Annotated in this window: 18 protein-coding genes and 2 pseudogenes; 6 read left to right on the forward strand and 14 right to left on the reverse strand. The window is 73.3% G+C overall.

Going from position 1 to position 16,282, the window contains the following annotated elements:
* Nucleotides 1–52: 52 nt before the first annotated feature.
* Nucleotides 53–1,027 (reverse strand): threonine/serine dehydratase, encoded by a 975-nt coding sequence (locus tag ACGFI7_RS36920; RefSeq protein WP_393413054.1) that lies wholly within the window; start codon nt 1,025–1,027, stop codon nt 53–55.
* Nucleotides 1,028–1,245: 218 nt separating this feature from the next.
* Between ACGFI7_RS36920 and ACGFI7_RS36925 the strand changes: the two genes are divergently transcribed.
* On the forward strand, nt 1,246–3,294 hold the full coding sequence (locus ACGFI7_RS36925) for a prolyl oligopeptidase family serine peptidase (RefSeq protein ID WP_393413056.1): 2,049 nt from the start codon (nt 1,246–1,248) through the stop codon (nt 3,292–3,294).
* Nucleotides 3,295–3,301: 7 nt separating this feature from the next.
* Here the strand turns inward: ACGFI7_RS36925 and ACGFI7_RS36930 are convergent, their stop codons facing one another.
* Nucleotides 3,302–4,072: an IclR family transcriptional regulator gene (locus tag ACGFI7_RS36930; protein WP_393413058.1), complete on the reverse strand. Its 771-nt coding sequence runs from the start codon at nt 4,070–4,072 to the stop codon at nt 3,302–3,304.
* Between the two features lie 67 nt (nt 4,073–4,139).
* Between ACGFI7_RS36930 and ACGFI7_RS36935 the strand changes: the two genes are divergently transcribed.
* The 4 genes from ACGFI7_RS36935 to ACGFI7_RS36950 are packed head-to-tail and all read left to right on the forward strand — an operon-like array spanning nt 4,140 to nt 8,173.
* The gene (locus ACGFI7_RS36935; RefSeq protein ID WP_393413060.1) at nt 4,140–5,297 is read left to right on the forward strand and encodes a cupin domain-containing protein; all 1,158 of its coding nucleotides are present in this window, start codon (nt 4,140–4,142) and stop codon (nt 5,295–5,297) included.
* Nucleotides 5,294–6,142, forward strand: a complete 849-nt coding sequence (locus ACGFI7_RS36940; RefSeq protein ID WP_393413062.1) for a fumarylacetoacetate hydrolase family protein — start codon at nt 5,294–5,296, stop codon at nt 6,140–6,142. Before ACGFI7_RS36935 ends, ACGFI7_RS36940 begins: the two co-directional genes overlap by 4 nt.
* The gene (locus tag ACGFI7_RS36945; protein ID WP_393413064.1) at nt 6,142–6,852 is read left to right on the forward strand and encodes a maleylpyruvate isomerase family mycothiol-dependent enzyme; all 711 of its coding nucleotides are present in this window, start codon (nt 6,142–6,144) and stop codon (nt 6,850–6,852) included. Before ACGFI7_RS36940 ends, ACGFI7_RS36945 begins: the two co-directional genes overlap by 1 nt.
* 28 nt (nt 6,853–6,880) lie before the next feature.
* Nucleotides 6,881–8,173: an FAD-dependent oxidoreductase gene (locus tag ACGFI7_RS36950; RefSeq protein ID WP_393413420.1), complete on the forward strand. Its 1,293-nt coding sequence runs from the start codon at nt 6,881–6,883 to the stop codon at nt 8,171–8,173.
* A gap of 47 nt (nt 8,174–8,220) precedes the next feature.
* Here ACGFI7_RS36950 and ACGFI7_RS36955 read toward each other — a convergent pair.
* Nucleotides 8,221–8,388 (reverse strand): annotated as a pseudogene (locus ACGFI7_RS36955) (class I SAM-dependent methyltransferase); the annotation flags it as partial.
* A gap of 254 nt (nt 8,389–8,642) precedes the next feature.
* On the opposite strand from ACGFI7_RS36955, the gene ACGFI7_RS36960 reads away from it, so the two are divergent.
* On the forward strand, nt 8,643–9,317 hold the full coding sequence (locus ACGFI7_RS36960; RefSeq protein ID WP_393413066.1) for an SDR family NAD(P)-dependent oxidoreductase: 675 nt from the start codon (nt 8,643–8,645) through the stop codon (nt 9,315–9,317).
* Between the two features lie 9 nt (nt 9,318–9,326).
* On the opposite strand, the gene ACGFI7_RS36965 is transcribed toward ACGFI7_RS36960, so the two are convergent.
* From ACGFI7_RS36965 to ACGFI7_RS37015, 11 genes and pseudogenes are all read right to left on the reverse strand, one after another.
* The gene (locus ACGFI7_RS36965) at nt 9,327–9,569 is read right to left on the reverse strand and encodes a gas vesicle protein K (RefSeq protein WP_393413068.1); all 243 of its coding nucleotides are present in this window, start codon (nt 9,567–9,569) and stop codon (nt 9,327–9,329) included.
* Nucleotides 9,570–9,573: 4 nt separating this feature from the next.
* Nucleotides 9,574–9,861: a gas vesicle protein GvpJ gene (gene gvpJ / locus ACGFI7_RS36970; RefSeq protein ID WP_393413070.1), complete on the reverse strand. Its 288-nt coding sequence runs from the start codon at nt 9,859–9,861 to the stop codon at nt 9,574–9,576.
* Nucleotides 9,858–10,622, reverse strand: a complete 765-nt coding sequence (locus ACGFI7_RS36975) for a GvpL/GvpF family gas vesicle protein (RefSeq protein WP_393413072.1) — start codon at nt 10,620–10,622, stop codon at nt 9,858–9,860. The genes gvpJ (ACGFI7_RS36970) and ACGFI7_RS36975 overlap by 4 nt, the downstream gene beginning before the upstream one ends.
* Nucleotides 10,612–11,019, reverse strand: a complete 408-nt coding sequence (gene gvpJ / locus ACGFI7_RS36980; RefSeq protein WP_393413074.1) for a gas vesicle protein GvpJ — start codon at nt 11,017–11,019, stop codon at nt 10,612–10,614. Before gvpJ (ACGFI7_RS36980) ends, ACGFI7_RS36975 begins: the two co-directional genes overlap by 11 nt.
* Nucleotides 11,016–11,363 carry a gas vesicle protein GvpO gene (gene gvpO / locus ACGFI7_RS36985; RefSeq protein WP_393413076.1) on the reverse strand — a complete coding sequence of 116 codons (348 nt, stop codon included), beginning with the start codon at nt 11,361–11,363 and terminating at the stop codon, nt 11,016–11,018. Before gvpO ends, gvpJ (ACGFI7_RS36980) begins: the two co-directional genes overlap by 4 nt.
* A gap of 43 nt (nt 11,364–11,406) precedes the next feature.
* Nucleotides 11,407–11,631: a gas vesicle protein GvpG gene (locus tag ACGFI7_RS36990; protein ID WP_393413078.1), complete on the reverse strand. Its 225-nt coding sequence runs from the start codon at nt 11,629–11,631 to the stop codon at nt 11,407–11,409.
* A 35-nt stretch (nt 11,632–11,666) separates the two neighbouring features.
* A complete protein-coding gene (locus tag ACGFI7_RS36995) occupies nt 11,667–12,410 on the reverse strand; it encodes a GvpL/GvpF family gas vesicle protein (protein WP_393413080.1) in 744 nt (247 codons plus the stop codon).
* Between the two features lie 217 nt (nt 12,411–12,627).
* Nucleotides 12,628–12,837, reverse strand: a pseudogene (gene gvpJ, locus ACGFI7_RS37000) (gas vesicle protein GvpJ); the annotation flags it as partial.
* Nucleotides 12,838–12,878: 41 nt separating this feature from the next.
* A complete protein-coding gene (locus ACGFI7_RS37005; protein ID WP_393413082.1) occupies nt 12,879–14,153 on the reverse strand; it encodes an SRPBCC family protein in 1,275 nt (424 codons plus the stop codon).
* A gap of 5 nt (nt 14,154–14,158) precedes the next feature.
* A complete protein-coding gene (locus ACGFI7_RS37010; protein ID WP_393413084.1) occupies nt 14,159–14,677 on the reverse strand; it encodes a hypothetical protein in 519 nt (172 codons plus the stop codon).
* A 191-nt stretch (nt 14,678–14,868) separates the two neighbouring features.
* Complete coding sequence (locus ACGFI7_RS37015) at nt 14,869–16,266, reverse strand: MFS transporter (RefSeq protein WP_393413086.1); 1,398 nt, start codon at nt 16,264–16,266, stop codon at nt 14,869–14,871.
* Nucleotides 16,267–16,282 lie beyond the last annotated feature (16 nt).

Raw genomic sequence — 16,282 nt, forward strand, 5'->3', positions numbered from 1 at the left:
GGGCGCGGGCCTGCGCGCCATGCCGGGCCCCGCGCCCCCCATGAGCGACCGCTCATACGCGGACCCAGCGGCGGTAGGCGTCCATGTCGACGTTGCTGCCGCAGACGACGGTGGCCACGTGCCGCCCGGCGAACCGGTCGCGGTCCTCCAGCACGGCGGCGACGCCGAGCGCCGCCGACGGTTCGACGACGAGCCCGGCGTGCTCCAGGAGCAGCCGCATCCCCGCGACGATCGACTCCTCCTGGACGAGGACGGCGTCGTCGGCCACCTCCAGGAGGTCGTCCAGGACCGCGGCGATGGGGTACCGGCCGGCGACGCCGTCGGCGATGGTGTCGGCGGACTCGGTGGTGACGACCCGGCGCTCGTGCCACGAACGGGTCATCGCGGGGGCGCCGGCGGGCTGCACGCAGATCACCTCGACCCCGGGCAGCAGGCTCTTCACGACGAAGCCGACGCCGGTGGCCATCGCGCCGCCGCCCAGGGCGATCAGGACGGCGTCGACCGGGGCCGCCCGGCTCGCCAGCTCCAGGCCGATGGTCGCCGCGCCTTCGCACGTCTCGATGTCCAGGCTGTCCTCGACCAGCCGGACGTCGCGCTCCCGCGCGAGGCTCACGGCCCGTTCGCGGGCCGCTTCGAAGTCACCCGCGACCAGCTCCAGCTCGGCGCCGAGCGCGCGGATCCGGTCGAGTTTGGCGGCGGGCGCCGAGCGCGGCGCCACGACCGTCACCTCCAGGCCGCGGCGGCGTCCCGACCAGGCGAGCGCCTGCCCGAGGTTGCCCGCGCTGGCGCACACCACGGCCGTCCGGCCCTGCTCGGTCAACTGGCTCGCGACGAGCTCGGTGCCCCGGCCCTTGAAGCTGCGGACCGGGTTCGCCGTCTCCAGTTTGACCGTCACGGCGCAGCCGAGCCGCCGCCCCAGCGCGTCGCACTCGTACTGCGGCGTGTCCAGGTAGATCGGGTCGATCACCTGGCGTGCCGCACGGATCCGGTCGAGACGGAGGCGCGTGTCGAGCAAGATCGGCTTCATGAGCTCATGATTCCACCATCCGCCGGGCCCGTCCCGCCGGGGTTCAGCTCACCGGGCGCCAGCCGGAGGGCGGGAGCGGGCGACCGCGTCGTCCCAGAGCCGGTACAGGTGCTCTGGGCTGTCGGGGGAGGTGGCGCAATACCTGGCACGCGGCTCCGACGAGCGGGCCGGCAAAACGCCTTGCGGGCGGTTCGGCGGCCGTGCGTATGATCCGCCTCATGCCTCCTCTCACACTTCCGCGTCAGCATGCCCGTACGGCCCGGTTCAAGCTCGGCGTCCCCCGGGACTTCACGATCTCCCCTGACGGCGCGCGGGTGGTGTTCCTCCGGTCGTCGGCCGGTGACGACCCGGTCAACGGGCTGTGGACGCTGACCGTGGCCACCGGTGAGGAGCGGCTGCTGGTGGACCCCGGCGCCCCGTCGGGCGGCCCGTTGCCCGAGGCGGAACGCGCGCGCAGGGAACGCACCCGCGAGCGCGCGAGAGGCATCGTCGCCTACGCGACCGACGCCGCCGTCACCACGGCCGTCTACGCGCTCGACGGCGCGCTCCACACCGTCGACCTGCTGACCGGCGCGATCACCGCGCTCGGCACGACCGGCGCCGACCCGCGCCTCGACCCGGCCGGGCGGCGCGTCGCCCACGTGTCCGGCGGCGCGCTGCATCTCGACGGCGAGCCGCTGCTGACCCCCGACGGCCCCGAGGTGACCTGGGGGCTGCCCGAGCACGTGGCGGCCGAGTCGATGGGCCGGCACCGCGGCTACTGGTGGGCGCCCGACGGCGCCCGCCTGCTGGTGGCGCGGGTGGACGACTCCGGAGTGAGCAGGTGGCACCTGTCGGAGCCCGCCGATCCGGGCAGGCCGCCCAGGACCATGGCCTATCCGGCGGCGGGCACCGCCAACGCCGGCGTGACGCTCTGGCTGACCACGCCGGACGGGGAGCGTACCGAGGTGGTCTGGGACCGGGCCGCGTTCGAGTACGTCGCGGCGGTGTCGTGGACCGGGCCCCGCCCGCTGATCCTGGTGCAGAGCCGCGACCAGCGCACCACCCGCGTCCTGGAGGCCGACCCCGTCACCGGCGTCACGACGACGCTGTGCGAGGACACCGACGACGCCTGGCTGGAACTGGTGCCCGGCGCCCCCGCCAGGACGGCGGCCGGGGAGCTGGTCAGGACCGTGGACCGCGACGACACCCGCCGCCTGATGGTCGGCGACGACCTCGTCACGCCGCCCGGCCTGCAGGTGCTCCAGGTGCTGGCGGTGGACGGCGACACCGTGCTCGTCCAGGGCTGCGACGAGCCGACCGAACGCCACCTGTTCAGCTACTCCAGGGCCGAGGGGCTGCGCGCGGTGACCTCCGGGCCGGGGGTGCACACCGGGACGCGCGGCGGCGGCGTCACCCTGGTCGTCAGCCGCACCCTGGAAGAGCACGGCGTCCGGGTCACGGTGACCGACGGGCGGGCGGCCACGCCGATCGGCTCGAACGGCGCGACGCCGGTGGTGCGCCCGGCGGTGGAGCTGGTGACGCTGGGCGAGCGGGAGCTGCGGGGCGCGCTCCTGTTCCCGGCCGGCCACGTGCCGGGCTCCCGGCGGCTGCCCGTCCTGCTCTGCCCGTACGCGGGGCCGGGCGGCGCGCTGGTCCTGCGCTGGCTGGACGACTACGCGGTCCCGCAGTGGTTCGCCGACCAGGGCTTCGCCGTGCTGGTCGTCGACGGGCGCGGCACCCCGGGCCGGGGTCCGGCCTGGGAGCGGGCCATCCACCTCGACAAGCTGAGCGCGGCGCTGGAGGACCAGGCCGACGCGCTGCGCGCGGCCGCCGCCCGCTTCCCCGATCTGGACCTGGACCGGGTGGCGATCCGCGGCTGGTCGTACGGCGGCTATCTGGCGGCCGCGGCCGTCCTGCGCCACCCGGAGGTCTTCCACGCCGCCGTCGCGGGCGCGCCCGTCACCGACGCCCGCCTGTACGACACCCACTGGCAGGAACGCTACCTCGGCCACCCCGACCGGCACCCCGAGGCCTACGACCGCAGCTCCATCCTGGCCGACGCGCCCAACCTGCGCCGCCCGCTCATGCTCGTGCACGGCCTGGCGGACGACAACGTCTTCGCCGCGCACACCCTGAGGCTGTCCGCCGCGCTGCTGGCCGCGGGCCGCCCGCACACCGTCCTGCCGCTGGCGGGCGTCTCCCACATGGCCGCCCAGGAGGAGGTCGCCGAGAACCTGCTCCTGCTCGAACTGGACTTCCTGCGCCGCGCCCTGGCCCGGGAGTGAGAACCGTTCAGGTGGCGAGGTCGGCCTCGATGGCGCCCGCGACCCGGGAGAGCGCCTCGACCAGCGACGGCAGCCGGTGGCGGTGGTAGCGGGCGCTCGGCATCGACACCGACAGGCCGGCCAGGGCCTCCCCGTCCGGGGCGCGGAGCGGGACGCCGACGGCCACCACGCCGCGCTCGGACCGGCCCTGGTTCAGCACGAAGCCGTTGCGCCGCACCCGGGCCAGCTCGGCGCGGAGGCGGCCGAGGTCGGGCCGGTCCGCGGGGCGGTCGGCGTAGCGCCCGGCCGGATAGACCGCCTCCAGTTCCTCGTCGGTCAGCTCGGCCAGCAGGAGCAGCCCGGCCGTGGTGCGGTGGGCGGGGAACACCATGCCCTCGCGGGAGCTGACCCGCAGTGCCTGGAAGCATTCGACGCTGGCGATGAACCGGACCGTGTCGCCGGTGCGCACGGCCAGGTTGGCGGACTCGTCGAGCGCGTCGACCAGCCGGTGCAGGTGGGGCAGGGTGGCGGCGCGCAGCCGGGACGCGCGCGAGGGCGAGTGGGCGGCGAGCTCCAGGACCGGGCCGGCGTGGTAGACGCGCCGGTCGTCCTGGACCGCGAAGTCCCGGTAGACCAGCATCGCGAGCAGCCGGTGGGCGGTGGAGCGGGCCACGCCCAGCCGCTCGGCGACCTGGGAGACGGTCAGCTCGCCCTCCAGCTGCAGCATGGTGGCGATCCGCAAGGCGTGATCAACACTGTTGATCATGTACGTCGGCGGGTTCTTGAGCGGCTTGTCCATCGGCTCTCTCGGTTCCGCAGAGCAGAATTACTCGTTCTGGAGGGACGTCAACAGCGACAATAGCCGCATGAGCACCCCAGTGACCACGCAGAAGTCCCCGGTGCGGCTGCAGGCCAGCAGCGCGCCTGGCCAGCCCGACGTCACACCCGCGCTCGAGACCCTCTACCGCGGTTTCGAGCAGGAGCTGCTGGTGCCGCTCTGGACGGAGATCGGCGACCTGATGCCGGCGCATCCCCGGTCGCGCGCGGTGCCGCACCTGTGGCACTGGGAGAACCTGCGCGCGCTCGCCGAGCAGGCCGGCGCGCTCGTCCCGGTCGGCCGCGGCGGTGAGCGCAGGGCGATCGCGCTGGCGAACCCGGGCCTCGGCGGCCGCCCCTTCGCGACCCCCACGCTGTGGGCCGCGATCCAGTACCTGATGCCCGGCGAGGACGCCCCCGAGCACCGCCACACCCAGCACGCCTTCCGCTTCGTCGTCGAGGGCGAAGGGGTGTGGACGGTCGTGAACGGCGACGCCGTCCCGATGCGCCGCGGCGACTTCCTGCCGCAGTCCGGCTGGAACTGGCACGCCCACCACAACGCGACCAGCGAGCCGATGGCCTGGATCGACGGCCTCGACATCCCCTTCCAGTACGCCTCCGACGCGCAGTTCTTCGAGTTCGGCCGCGACGAGATCAGCGACGCCGAGCGGGTCACGCCCGAGCGCTCCCGATCCGAGCGGCTGTGGGCCCACCCGGGGCTGCGCCCGCTGTCCGCCGGCCCGCCCGGCCCCGGCAGCCCGCTGCTGGCCTACAAGTGGGAGTTCACCGACCGCGCCCTGGCCGACCAGCTCTCCCTGGAGTCCGAGGGCCACGGCGGCACCGTCGAGCCCGGCCACGCCGCCGTCCGCTACACGGACCCGGCCACCGGCGGCGACGTGCTGCCCACCATCCGGGTCGAGATGCACCGCGTCGCCCGCGGCGCTGAGACCGCCCCGGTACGGGAGACCGGGTCGTCGGTCTACCAGGTGTTCGACGGCTCCGGCACCGTCACCGTCGGCGACCGGACCTGGTCGGTCGTCCGCGGCGACCTGTTCGTGGTGCCGTCCTGGGAGCCCTTCTCCGCCCGGTCCGAGTCGGGCACCACCGACTCCGACTCGGGCGGGCTGGACCTGTTCCGGTTCAGCGACTCCCCGATCTTCGAAGCTCTCCGGCTCGACCGCACCCGTACCGAAGGGACCACCCGATGAAGCTCGCCACTCTCCGCGTCGACGGCTCGACCAGGGCCGTGCGGGTCGACGGCGACCGGCTGGTCGACCTCGGCGCCACGGACCTCGGCGCGTTCCTCGCCCAGGACGACTGGGCCGCGAAGGCGGCGGCCGCCGACGCCGGCACCGCCACGACCTACCCGGCCGAGGGCGCGGACTTCGCGCCGGTCGTCCCGAACCCCTCGAAGGTCGTCTGCGTGGGGCTCAACTACAAGAACCACATCCAGGAGATGGGGCGCGACCTCCCGCGGCACCCGACCCTGTTCGCGAAGTTCGCCGACAGCCTCGTCGGCGCGGGCGACGACATCGTCCGGCCCGAGGAGACCGCCGAGTTCGACTGGGAGGTCGAGCTCGCCGTGGTGATCGGCGCGCCGGTCCGCCGGGTGCGGGGCGCCGCGGCCGAGGCCGCGATCGCCGGTTTCACCGTGCTCAACGACATCACCTGCCGCGACTGGCAGTTCCGCACCCGCGAGTGGCTGCAGGGCAAGATGTGGGACTCCACCACCCCGGTCGGCCCGTACGTCGTCACTCCTGACGAGCTGCCCGGCGGCGTCCGCCCCGAGGTGGCGGTCAAGCTCAGCGTCGACGGCGAGGTCATGCAGCACGACACCACCGGCGACCTGCTCTTCGACCCGGTCGCGCTGGTGGAGTACGTCTCGACGGTGGTACGGCTCAACCCCGGCGACATCATCGCCACCGGCACCCCCGGCGGCGTCGGCCACGCCCGCGACCCCAAGCGCTACCTGACCGGCGGCGAGCACGTCGTGGCCGAGATCCAGGGCATCGGCCGGCTGGCGAACACCGTGGCCAAGGAGGGCGCGTCCTGATGCGCCGCACCTTCGAGGACGCGCGGACCTGGAGCGAGACCGGCACCGAGCTGATCCTCGGCGTCGTCGGCGGCTGGGGTGAGGAGGACTTCCTCGCCCCGTCCGGGCTCCCCGGCTGGACGCGCAAGCACGTGGTGGCGCACGTGGCGGCGAACGCCGACGCGCTCGGCAACCTGGTGCGCTGGGCGGCCACCGGCGAGAAGACCCCGATGTACTCCTCGATGGAGCAGCGCGACGCCGACATCGAGGCCGGCTCCGTCAAGCCGGCCGCCGAGTTGTCCGCCTGGCTCACCGAGTCCGCGGACCGGCTCGCCGCCGGCGCCGCCGCGCTGAGCGCCGGCCAGTGGAACGCCGAGGTGGTCACCGCGCAGGGCCGCACGGTCCCGGCGACCGAGATCCTGTGGATGCGCGCCCGCGAGGTGTGCGTGCACGCCGTGGACCTGGCCGCCGGGGTCACCTTCGCCGACCTTCCCGCCGGCTTCCTGACCGCTCTGGCCGACGACGTCGCGGCCAAGCGCGGCAACGCGCCGGGACCCGCCGTCGTCCTCACCGCCACCGACACCGGGGACCGATGGGAGCTGCCCGGCGAAGGCGGGCCCACCGCGGTCACCGGCCCGCTCGCGCAGGTCGCGGCCTACCTGGCCGGCCGCCCGCATGTCCTGACCGCGGCCGACGGCTCTCCCGCTCCGGCGCTGCCGGCGTGGCTGTGAGCCTCCCGGCTCCAAGGAGAAGATCGTGATGACTCCCACGTCCCATGACCCCGTCGACGTCCTGGTCGTCGGGGGCGGCATCGGCGGCCTGAGCACCGCCTTCGCACTCGCCCGCGAGGGCCTGCGGGTGCGCGTGCTGGAGCAGGCCGGCGAGTTCGGCGAAGTCGGCGCCGGTCTGCAGATCGCGCCCAACTGCACCAGGATCCTGCACGACTACGGCCTGCTCGACGAGGTCAAGAGCCTCGGCGTGCTGCCGGGGAGCATGGTCATGCGCGACGCCGTGGACGGCACCGAGCTGACCCGTCTGGACCTGGCCGACCTGGAACGCGTGTACGGCTTCCCGTACATGGTCATCCACCGCAGCGACCTGCACGGCGTGTTCCTGCGCGCCTGCCGGCGCGCGGGCGTGGACCTGATCACCGACGCCAAGGTCAGCGGGTACGAGAACACCCCGTCCGGCGCCCGGGTCCGGCTGGCGGACGGCCGCACCGACGAGGGCCGGATCGTCATCGCCGCCGACGGCCTGCGCTCCGTCGCCCGCCGGCTCCTGGTCGACGACGAGCCGGTCAGCTCCTCGTACGTCGCCTACCGCGCCGCCATCCCCATCCAGGAGGCCGGCGGGAACGTCGACCTCAGCGAGGTCTCCGTGCACGTCGGGCCGCGCTGCCACTTCGTCCGGTACGGGCTGCGCGGCGGCGAGATGCTCAACCAGGTCGCGGTCTTCCAGTCGCCCAAGGCGCTCGCCGGGGAGCAGGACTGGGGCACCCCCGACGAGCTCGACGACGCCTTCGCCGCGACCTGCCAGGAGGTCCGGGCGGGCATCCCGCTCATGTGGCGCGACCGCTGGTGGCGGATGTTCGACCGCGACCCCGTCATGACGTGGGTCGACGGCAACATCGCGCTGCTCGGCGACGCCGCGCACCCGCCGCTGCAGTACATGGCGCAGGGCGCGATCATGGCCATCGAGGACGGCTGGGTGCTCGCCAGGCACGTCGCCGCGCGCCGCGCCGAGGACGGCTCGATCGACTGGCAGGGCGCGCTCGCGGCCTACGAGGCCGTCCGGCCCGAGCACTGCCGGCGCGTCCTGGACACGGCCCGCGCCTGGGGCGAGCTGTGGCACCTGGACGGCGTCGCCCGCCTCCAGCGCAACGCGCTGCTGCGGGCCCGCGACACCTACGACTACTCCTTCATCGACTGGATCTACGGTCCCACGGCGCTCACGCCGGAGGAGGAGCCGCCGATGTTCACGCCCGTCCCGCTCGACTCCGTCGACGTCTCCGGGCTGGTCGACGACGCGGCCGGGCACCCGCTGCGGGCCTGAGGCCTCAGCGCAGGACCAGCAGGTCGAGCCCGTTGGTCCTGGCTTCCGTCCGGCAGCGGGAGGTCGCCGGCGTGGCCCTCCAGCACCCGGACGGCCGGGTGGGGCGGGATCCGGGCCCGCATCGCCGCCGACGGTTCCACCGCCACGACGTCGATCCCGAACCAGTCGTGGAAGGCGGCGGCGAACACGCCGGTCCCCGCCCCGATGTCGGCCACGGCCTTCCGGGGGACGGGTCCAGGTGACGCCGCACCGCCTCACGCCAGCTCGCGAGCCCGTCCCGGGAGACCTCACGAACCTCCTTGTACGCGGCCGCCGTCCGGTCGTCGTAGGGAATCCTGGCCAGGCGAGCCTCCCGGGCGATCTGCCGCCGATCCGTCAGCTGCCATTCTGCGTCCCGGCTTGACCTTCACACCGGTGTGAATCTTTAGGGTCTCCGATGGCCGGACATCGTCTATCGAGGGAGTCAGTCATGCCGGGAGCAGTGGTCATCGGGGCCGGTCCGGGGATCGGCCGATCGGTCGCCCGCCGGTTCGCCCAGCAGGGCCTGCCGATCGCGCTCGTCGCCCGGAGCCCCGAGACGGTCAAGGGCACGGCCGAAGCGGTCGCGTCCTTCGGCGTCCCGGTCGTGTCGCTGACCGCCGACAGCACCGACGAGACGGCGCTGCGCGCCGCCCTGGACGCGGCGTCCGGCGAGCACGGCCTCCCCGACGTCGTGGTCTACAACGCGGCGGTCATCCAGGGCGACGCGCCCGGGCAGCTTCCGGCCTCCCGGCACCTGGACGCCTGGGCGGTCAACGTGGTTGGCGCGCTCACCGCCGCCGCCCACGTCGCGCCCGCGATGGCACGGCGCGGGAGCGGTTCCTTTCTCATCACCGGCGGGATGCCGGAGCCGAAGCGGGAGTATGTCAGCCTCTCGCTCGGCAAGGCCGGGGTGCGCACCCTGGTGACCCTCCTCGACCAGGAGTACGGCTCCTCAGGGGTGCACGTGGCCAGCGTCACCGTCGACGGCGCGGTCGCGCCGGGCACCGCCTTCGACCCCGACGACATCGCCGAGCACTACTGGCGGCTGCACACCCAGCCACGGGACCGGTGGCAGCACGAGGTCGTCCACTCCGACGGGATCGTCCCCGCCGGGCAGGCCTGACCCCGCGCCTCAGTCCGCCGGGAGCAGGGTGCCGAGCGGCCCGAGGTCGAGGTTGAGGTCGGCGGGGGTCAGGCCGAACCGCTCGCACAGCTCGGTCATGGCCTCCTCCAGCCGCAGCAGGGTCAGCCCCACCGCCTCCAGTTGCTCCCCCGTCAGCTCGCCGCGGTCCATCCGGCGCACGCACTGGCGCTCGACCAGCTGGCGGATCAGCTCGACCAGCGTCAGCACCAGGCGGCTCAGGTCACGCTGCACCGAGTCAGGGTCTGTTTCCAGCCGCCACTCCCCAGGCCTCACCGGCCGGGAGCCAGTCGGGTCCGTCATGTCGCATCCCTCCCTGGATCGCGTCGTCCTCCCGCACGGACACCAGCAACGCCCGCAGCGAGATCCGTACGAGGTCGATGCCGGAGATGGACAGCACCACGTCGCCCGTCACGACCACCCCGCCCGCCAGCAGGCGGTCCAGCAGGTCGACGAGGGCCACCCGCCGCTCGGGCAGGCGGCCCTCGGCGGCGAGCCTGGCCCCTCTCGGCGCGGGACGCGTCACCGCTCACCGTCGTGGTCGAGCGCGGCGAACGAGTAGGGAGCCCAGGGGCCGACGAGCTCCACCACGACGCCCTGCCCGGCGACCTCCTCGGCCGCCCGCGCGAACTCGGCGGCGCGCGTCTCGTCCACCAGGTAGGCGCCGTTGAGCACCATCTGCTCCGGTCGTCCGGAAAGCTGCGGATCCTGGGCGCGGTGACGTCTGCCGTCGACGGCGATGCCCATCAGCGCCTCGTGCACGGCCTCGGCGTGCTCGGCGGCCCGACGCCAATCGGCCTCCCGGCCGCGCAGGGCCGCCCGGCGGCGATTCAGGTAGGCCGCACCGGGCGTCGCGTCCGGCTCCGCGGCGGCGACGACGGGCTCGGCGGGAGCGGCGTAGGCTTTCACGCCCCACTCCGACCGGCCCGCGACCCGGCGCAGCACCGCGTCGAACTGGTCGTACCGCTCGTCGAGCAGCTCCCGCACCTGCGCCTCCGCCGTGTAGACGGTGACCAGCCGCACCGGCGCCGTGGGCCGCAGGCATGCGACGGCCTCCACCACCCGGTGGTGGGCGCGCGCGGTCTCCTCCAGCCAGGCGAGGTCCTCCATCGAGCGCCGCAACGGCTCCTCGCCGAACTCCGCCAGCGGCACCGTACCCAGGAAGGCGGCCAGCCCCCGGTACGCGAGACGGCGCACGGGGGCGCCCGCCACGCCCGTCAGCCCGTCAGGCCCCTCACCCTCGTCACGCGTCACCGCGTAGAGATAGACGCCCTGGTCATCGGCCATGTTCGACCGTCCCGGAACCGTGACCGTGACCGTGGCCGGGCGCGCCGCCGCCTTCCACGACCCGCGCGGCCACCATCTCCTCCAGTGCGGCGAGACGCCGGCGCAGCTTGCGGTTCTCCTTGGCCAGCTCCTGGGTCTCGCCGGTGAGCCAAGGGTCGTGCTGCCACCAGTCGATGCCCATCTCGCGGGCGGTGTCGACCGACGCGATGAGCAGGCGCAGCTTGATCGTCAGCAGCTCGATGTCGAGCAGGTTGACCTGGATGTCACCGGCGATCACCACGCCCCGGTCGAGCACCCGTTCCAGGATGTCGCCGAGGTTGGCCGAGTCGCGGCCGCCGTAGGAAGGCTGGGCCGCTGACCCGGGGACGTAGGGGCTCGGCCGCACGGCGGCGCTCACCGCGCGCCCTCGGCGGGATCGCCGCTGCCCCGCTTGTAGCGGCGCGCCCGGCGGTAGGACAGCAGGCCGCCCGCCATGTCGAGGTCGAGCTCGTAGAGGGCCAGGGTGTCGCCGGAGGACGGGATGCGTCGGTCCTCCACGATCTCGACGCCCACCAGCCATCCGTCGTCTGACGGCTCGACCAGCGTGACGCACTCGGCTTCCTTGCCGGTCAGCTCGGTCGCCATCCGCAGCCCCACCTCGGCCGCCACGACCGCCGTGAGGTCGGCCGGCTCCCCGCCGCCCGCGTCGGCTCTCCCGCCGCCTGACGCGCGTCGGCTCTCGGTCTCCTGCCTGGCAGGCACGACATCACCCCCGTATCCCCCGGTGCGGCCCCCCGCTGACGCCTCACCAGCCGACCATCCCCTGCAAGATCTCCTCCACCGCCCTGGCCTCCTCCTCTTCGGAGATCTGGCCGGCGGCTCTGGCCTGCTCCACCTCCTCGAGGCGGCGCCGGACCACGGCCGGATCGTGCAGCTCCCGCTCCACCTGCTCCCTCAGGAGCTCACCGAGCTTGACGACCGTGTAGATCGGCATGAGCGGCCAGCCAAAAAGCAGCGTCCCCAGTCCCATCGTTGTTCACTCCTCAACGACGTCACTCTCCGTGGTCAGCTCGTGCCCACGAAGTCGTACGGCGCCATCGGCCCGAGCAGGCGGACCTCGGCCCGCCCCTGCCACCGGCCGGCCAGCTCGTCCACGGCCTGTTCGAACTCGGCCTGTCCGTCCTGCGTCACCAGCACGGCCACGTGCGCGGCGTCGCGCTCGTGGCCGGGGTCCCGCACCACCACCTGCTCGCACAGGTCGGAAAGCTCCTCCACCACCGTGGCCGTGTCGGTCTCGCGCTTCTCGGCGATGGCGCCCTCGATGATCTCCCCCAGCCGCATGCGCTCGTTGCGCGTCACGGCCTCGGGCTGCCCGGCGATCCGCCGGCGGAGCATCTCGGCCTCCCCGTTCTCCCCCAGCACCTCGACCAGGATCGCCTGCTCGTCGTACCGCGCGTTGACGACGTACTGGGTCCGGCCCTCCACGTCGCGCAGCGCGCCGACGAAGTCGTCGTGGTACGGCTTGAGCAGCTCCTCCACCACGGCGTCGGCGTCCGTCAGCACCGCACCGAACCGGAACGGCAGCACCGGCACCTCCGCCGAGGTCTGGTCGAGCAGCCGCTGGTGCGTCCTGAGGTCTCCCGGCCGCCCCAGCGGACGGCTCACCTCGACGTCGCTCACCAGGGCGGCGATCTCGCCGAACGGCACCAGGCGGACCTCGCCCGCGGGCTCCCCCACGCCCTCGGTCCCGGGCTCCACCTCGACGTCCACGGGGACGATCCCGTACACGTACGCGGCGCTGCCGTTCACGCCTTCTCCAGACCGCGATGCCCTTCCCCGTGCCGACACGTCACCCACCCCCTCTGCGCCGGGCCGCGCGCGGCCGCTCCTCGACGGACACGTCCTCCACCTCGTCGACGGCGGCCTCCAGCGCAGGCTCGTCGCCCTCGTCGACGGCCTTGGCCTGGGTCACCTCCTGGACGACCTCCGGCAGCCCCTTCTGCGTGGCCCCCAGGTCGAGCCGGTTGACCGCCTCAGCGAACCGCAGATAGGTGTCGACGCTCGCCACGACGATCCGGCTGTCGATGGTCAGCACCTCGATGCCGACCAGCGAGACCCGGACGAACGCGTCGATGACCAGGCCCTTGTCAAGAATGGTGTCGATGACGTCCGCCAGGTTCGTCCCCGAGGCGCCGCCACCGGCCGGTGCGCCGCGACCGGCTGGTTGCACGCTCATGTCATCCCCCTGATTCCGCCGGCCGGGCCTTCGGCCACCGGCTATTCGGCTCGGCCCCGACGGCGGCGTACCGGCCGCTCCGGCTCGGAGGCCGAACGCCTGGACGTCCCGGCCCGGCGCCGCGCGGTGGCCGGAGCCGCAGGCGGCTCTTCCTCTTCTTCGGGCTCCTCTTCTTCGGGCTCCTCTTCTTCTTCGGGTTCCTCCTCCTCTTCCTCGGGCTCCTCTTCTTCCTCTTCCTCTTGTTCAGGCTCCTCGGCTTCCGCCCGCTCGCCTTCCTCGGGCTCGCCTTCCTCAGGCTCGCCTTCCTCGGGCCCGCCCTCCTCGGGCTCCTCCTCCTGCTCCTCCTGCTCCTCCTGGACGGCGGTCTCGTGGTCCTTGACGACCTCGCTGTCGCGGATCTCGCCGCGCCAGCCCTCCACCTCGTCCGGGTTCAGCAGCAGGTGCGCCATCACGTGCCGCCGGAAGTGCTTGAGCTCCAGCCGTACCCGCCGGCCCTGGGCGCGCCACAGGTTGCCGGTCCGCTCGAACAGGCCCTGCGGGTGGTACTCCAGCACCACCAGGACCCGGGTCAGATCGGGAGTGACCTCGTGGAAGGTCACGGCTCCGTCGACATGGCCCTTCTGGCCCTCGGAGCGCCAGATGATCCGCCGGTCCGGGATCTGCTCGACGATGTGCGCCTTCCAGCTCCGGTGGGACCAGAAGACCTGCGCCTTCCAGGAAAGCTCCTCGTCGGCCTCCTGCTTGACGTTCTCGACCTTCTTCATGAACGTCGGGAAGTCCTGGAACTGGGTCCACTGGTTGTACACCAGGGTCCTGGGGGCGCCGATGTCGATCGCCTCGACGATGTTGGTGATCTTCTCGTGGCCACCCTTCCCGCCGCCGCCTCCGGTGATCCGCTGCAGGACGCCTTTCAGACCGCCCTTCAGGCCGCCCTTCAGCGCTCCGCTCACAAAGCCGCCCGGTTTGTCCGAGCCGGTCACGGCGCCCATCAAGCCCTTGCCGCCGTGTTCCACGTAGTCGGTGAGGCGGCCGGTCAGTCCCTCGATCTTGTCTCCCGCGGAGGACAGCACCCGGGTGCCCGCGGCCTGCAGGAGACCCTGAGCGGATTCCACCAGCCGGTTCACCGGCAGGCTGCCGGTGATGCCCTCCCCGGCTTCTCCGGCCTTGTCGGCGACGTCCTTCGCCTGGTCCTTCACCTGGTCCTCGACCGCGCCCGTCGCGGCCTCGCCACCCCGGCGGGCCGTCTTCGCGGCCTTGTCCCCCGTTCTCCGGACGGCTCCGGTCGCCGCCTTCCGCACTGTCTTCGCCTCAGCCACTTCACTCACCCCCGTGACTGGCTGACCCGCCGAACCGGACGCGCCCGCCGCGGCCTGCCGTGCGCGGGCTTCTCCTCAGGCTGTGCCCGCTTCCTGGCCGGCGGCGGTTCCTCGGCTTCTTCCGCGTAGTCCTCCTCGCCGTAATCCTCTTCGTCGTAGTCCGCGTCCTCGTCGCTGGACTCCTGCTTCTTCGCGGTCTGCTCCTCGGCTTCGCCGGACTCCGTCAGCGTCTCCGCGCGCGCCTGCAGCCTCTGGCTCAGGGAGTCGATCTGCCTGCTCGCCGCGGTGAGCGCCGCCGCCTTGCCGACCTCCATGAGCTCGCCGCGCAGGCGGCCGGTGATCTGCTGCAGCTCCACGTTGGAACCCAGGGCCTTGATGCCTTGCCCGAGCGCTCCTCCCTCGCCGCAGCTCGCGCGTCCCGCCAGCCCCGCCGCCGCCAGGGCCGCCGCCGTGCGCAGCTTGCGGCGCCTTCCGAGGTAGTACCCCGCGAGTACGGCGAAGGCCACCTGCAACCTGTCCGACATGATCAGCGCTCCTTCCCGCTCACCATCTCGACCCGCACGTGTCCCGTGCAGGCGGAACAGACCCCGAACGCGCCGGCGCCCGCTCGCCGCGGCGTGCCCTACCCGAGAATCGGACAACGGACCAGATTCGGGGAAAAGTGGCACAGACTTGACGTAAGGCGGCGAACGGGCGACCTGCGGCGGCGTCAGCATCAGGAAAGCGCGGGCTCCTCCTGTCGCGGCCTGCCGGGCGTCATCAGCGCGGCGATCACGACAGCGACCGCCGCCGCGACGGCGGCCACGGTGAACCCGCCGGCGAAACCGCTCAGCGTGGTCCCCGTCAGGCTCGCGGCGGCGACGCTGGACACGATCGCGGCGCCGAGGGACGCGCCGAACTCGTGGAAGGTGCTCACGATGCCGGAGGCGATCCCGGCCTCCTGGGGCGCCACCTGACCGAGCGCGATCGCCGAGGCGACGACGAACAGCGCACCGGTGCCCGAGGCCGCGACGGAGACGCCGATCACGACGGCGACCGGGTGCAGCGACACGGCGGGTACGGCCATGCCGACGGCCGCCACCGCCAGACCGCCGACGGCCAGAGCGCGCCCGCCCCAGCGGCCGATCAGGCGGCCGGTCAGATTGGCGCCGAGCATCGTGGCCACCGCCACGGGGAGGAACAGCAGCCCCGTGTGCAGCGCGCCGTATCCCTGGGCCTGCTGGAAGTAGAAGGTGCCCAGGAAGAAGACGGCGATCATCAGGGCGGTCGCCATCAGGATGAGGAACGCGCCGGTCGCCACGGGCCGCCGCACGAGCAGCCGGACGTCCATCAGCGGCGAGCGCGCCCGCCTCTGCCACACGACGAACAGGACGTAGCCCACCACGGCGGCCAGGACGAGCCAGCCGATGAACGGCGTGAGCCAGCCCCGCTCACCGGCGTCGATGAGCGCGTAGATCAGCGACGCCGTGGCGGCCGTCACCAGGACCGCGCCGAGGACGTCCAGCCGCGGCCGTCCCGCCGCCCACGCCCGCTGGTTCGGCACCAGGACGGCGAGCACCCCGGCGATCACCAGCCCGATGGGCACGTTGACGTAGAAGACCCAGGACCAGCCGGGTCCCGCCGTCAGGAGGCCGCCGAGCAGGACGCCCAGGGCGGCGCCGCCGCCGCCGAGCGCGGACCAGATGCCCAGCGCCTTGTTCCGCTCGTCTCCGTCGAACAGGGTCACCACCAGGGACAGCGCCGACGGCGACAGCAGGGCCGCGCCGACCCCCTGGGCGATGCGACCGCCCACCAGCATGGCCCCGGAGTCCGCCAGCCCGGTGGCCAGCGAGGCGGCGGTGAAGAGCAGGAGCCCGGCGAGCATGACGCGCTTGGCCCCGACCAGGTCGGAGATCCGCCCGCCGAGCAGCATCAGCCCGCCGAAGGTGAGCGTGTAGGCGCTGACGGTCCAGGTCAGCGCCTCACGGGTGAGCCCGAGATCCGTCTCGATGTGAGGCAGCGCGATCGCGACGACGGTGACGTCCAGGATCAGCATGAGCTGCGCGACCCCGAGCAGGCCGAGGATGCGCCAGCGCGTGGGGTGTGCGCCGGGCTGTGCGGTTGGTTGGTTCATGAGGTCTCCATGCCAA

The organism is Nonomuraea sp. NPDC048826 (assembly GCF_043198225.1).
In the GTDB taxonomy this organism is placed as follows: Bacteria; Actinomycetota; Actinomycetes; order Streptosporangiales; family Streptosporangiaceae; genus Nonomuraea.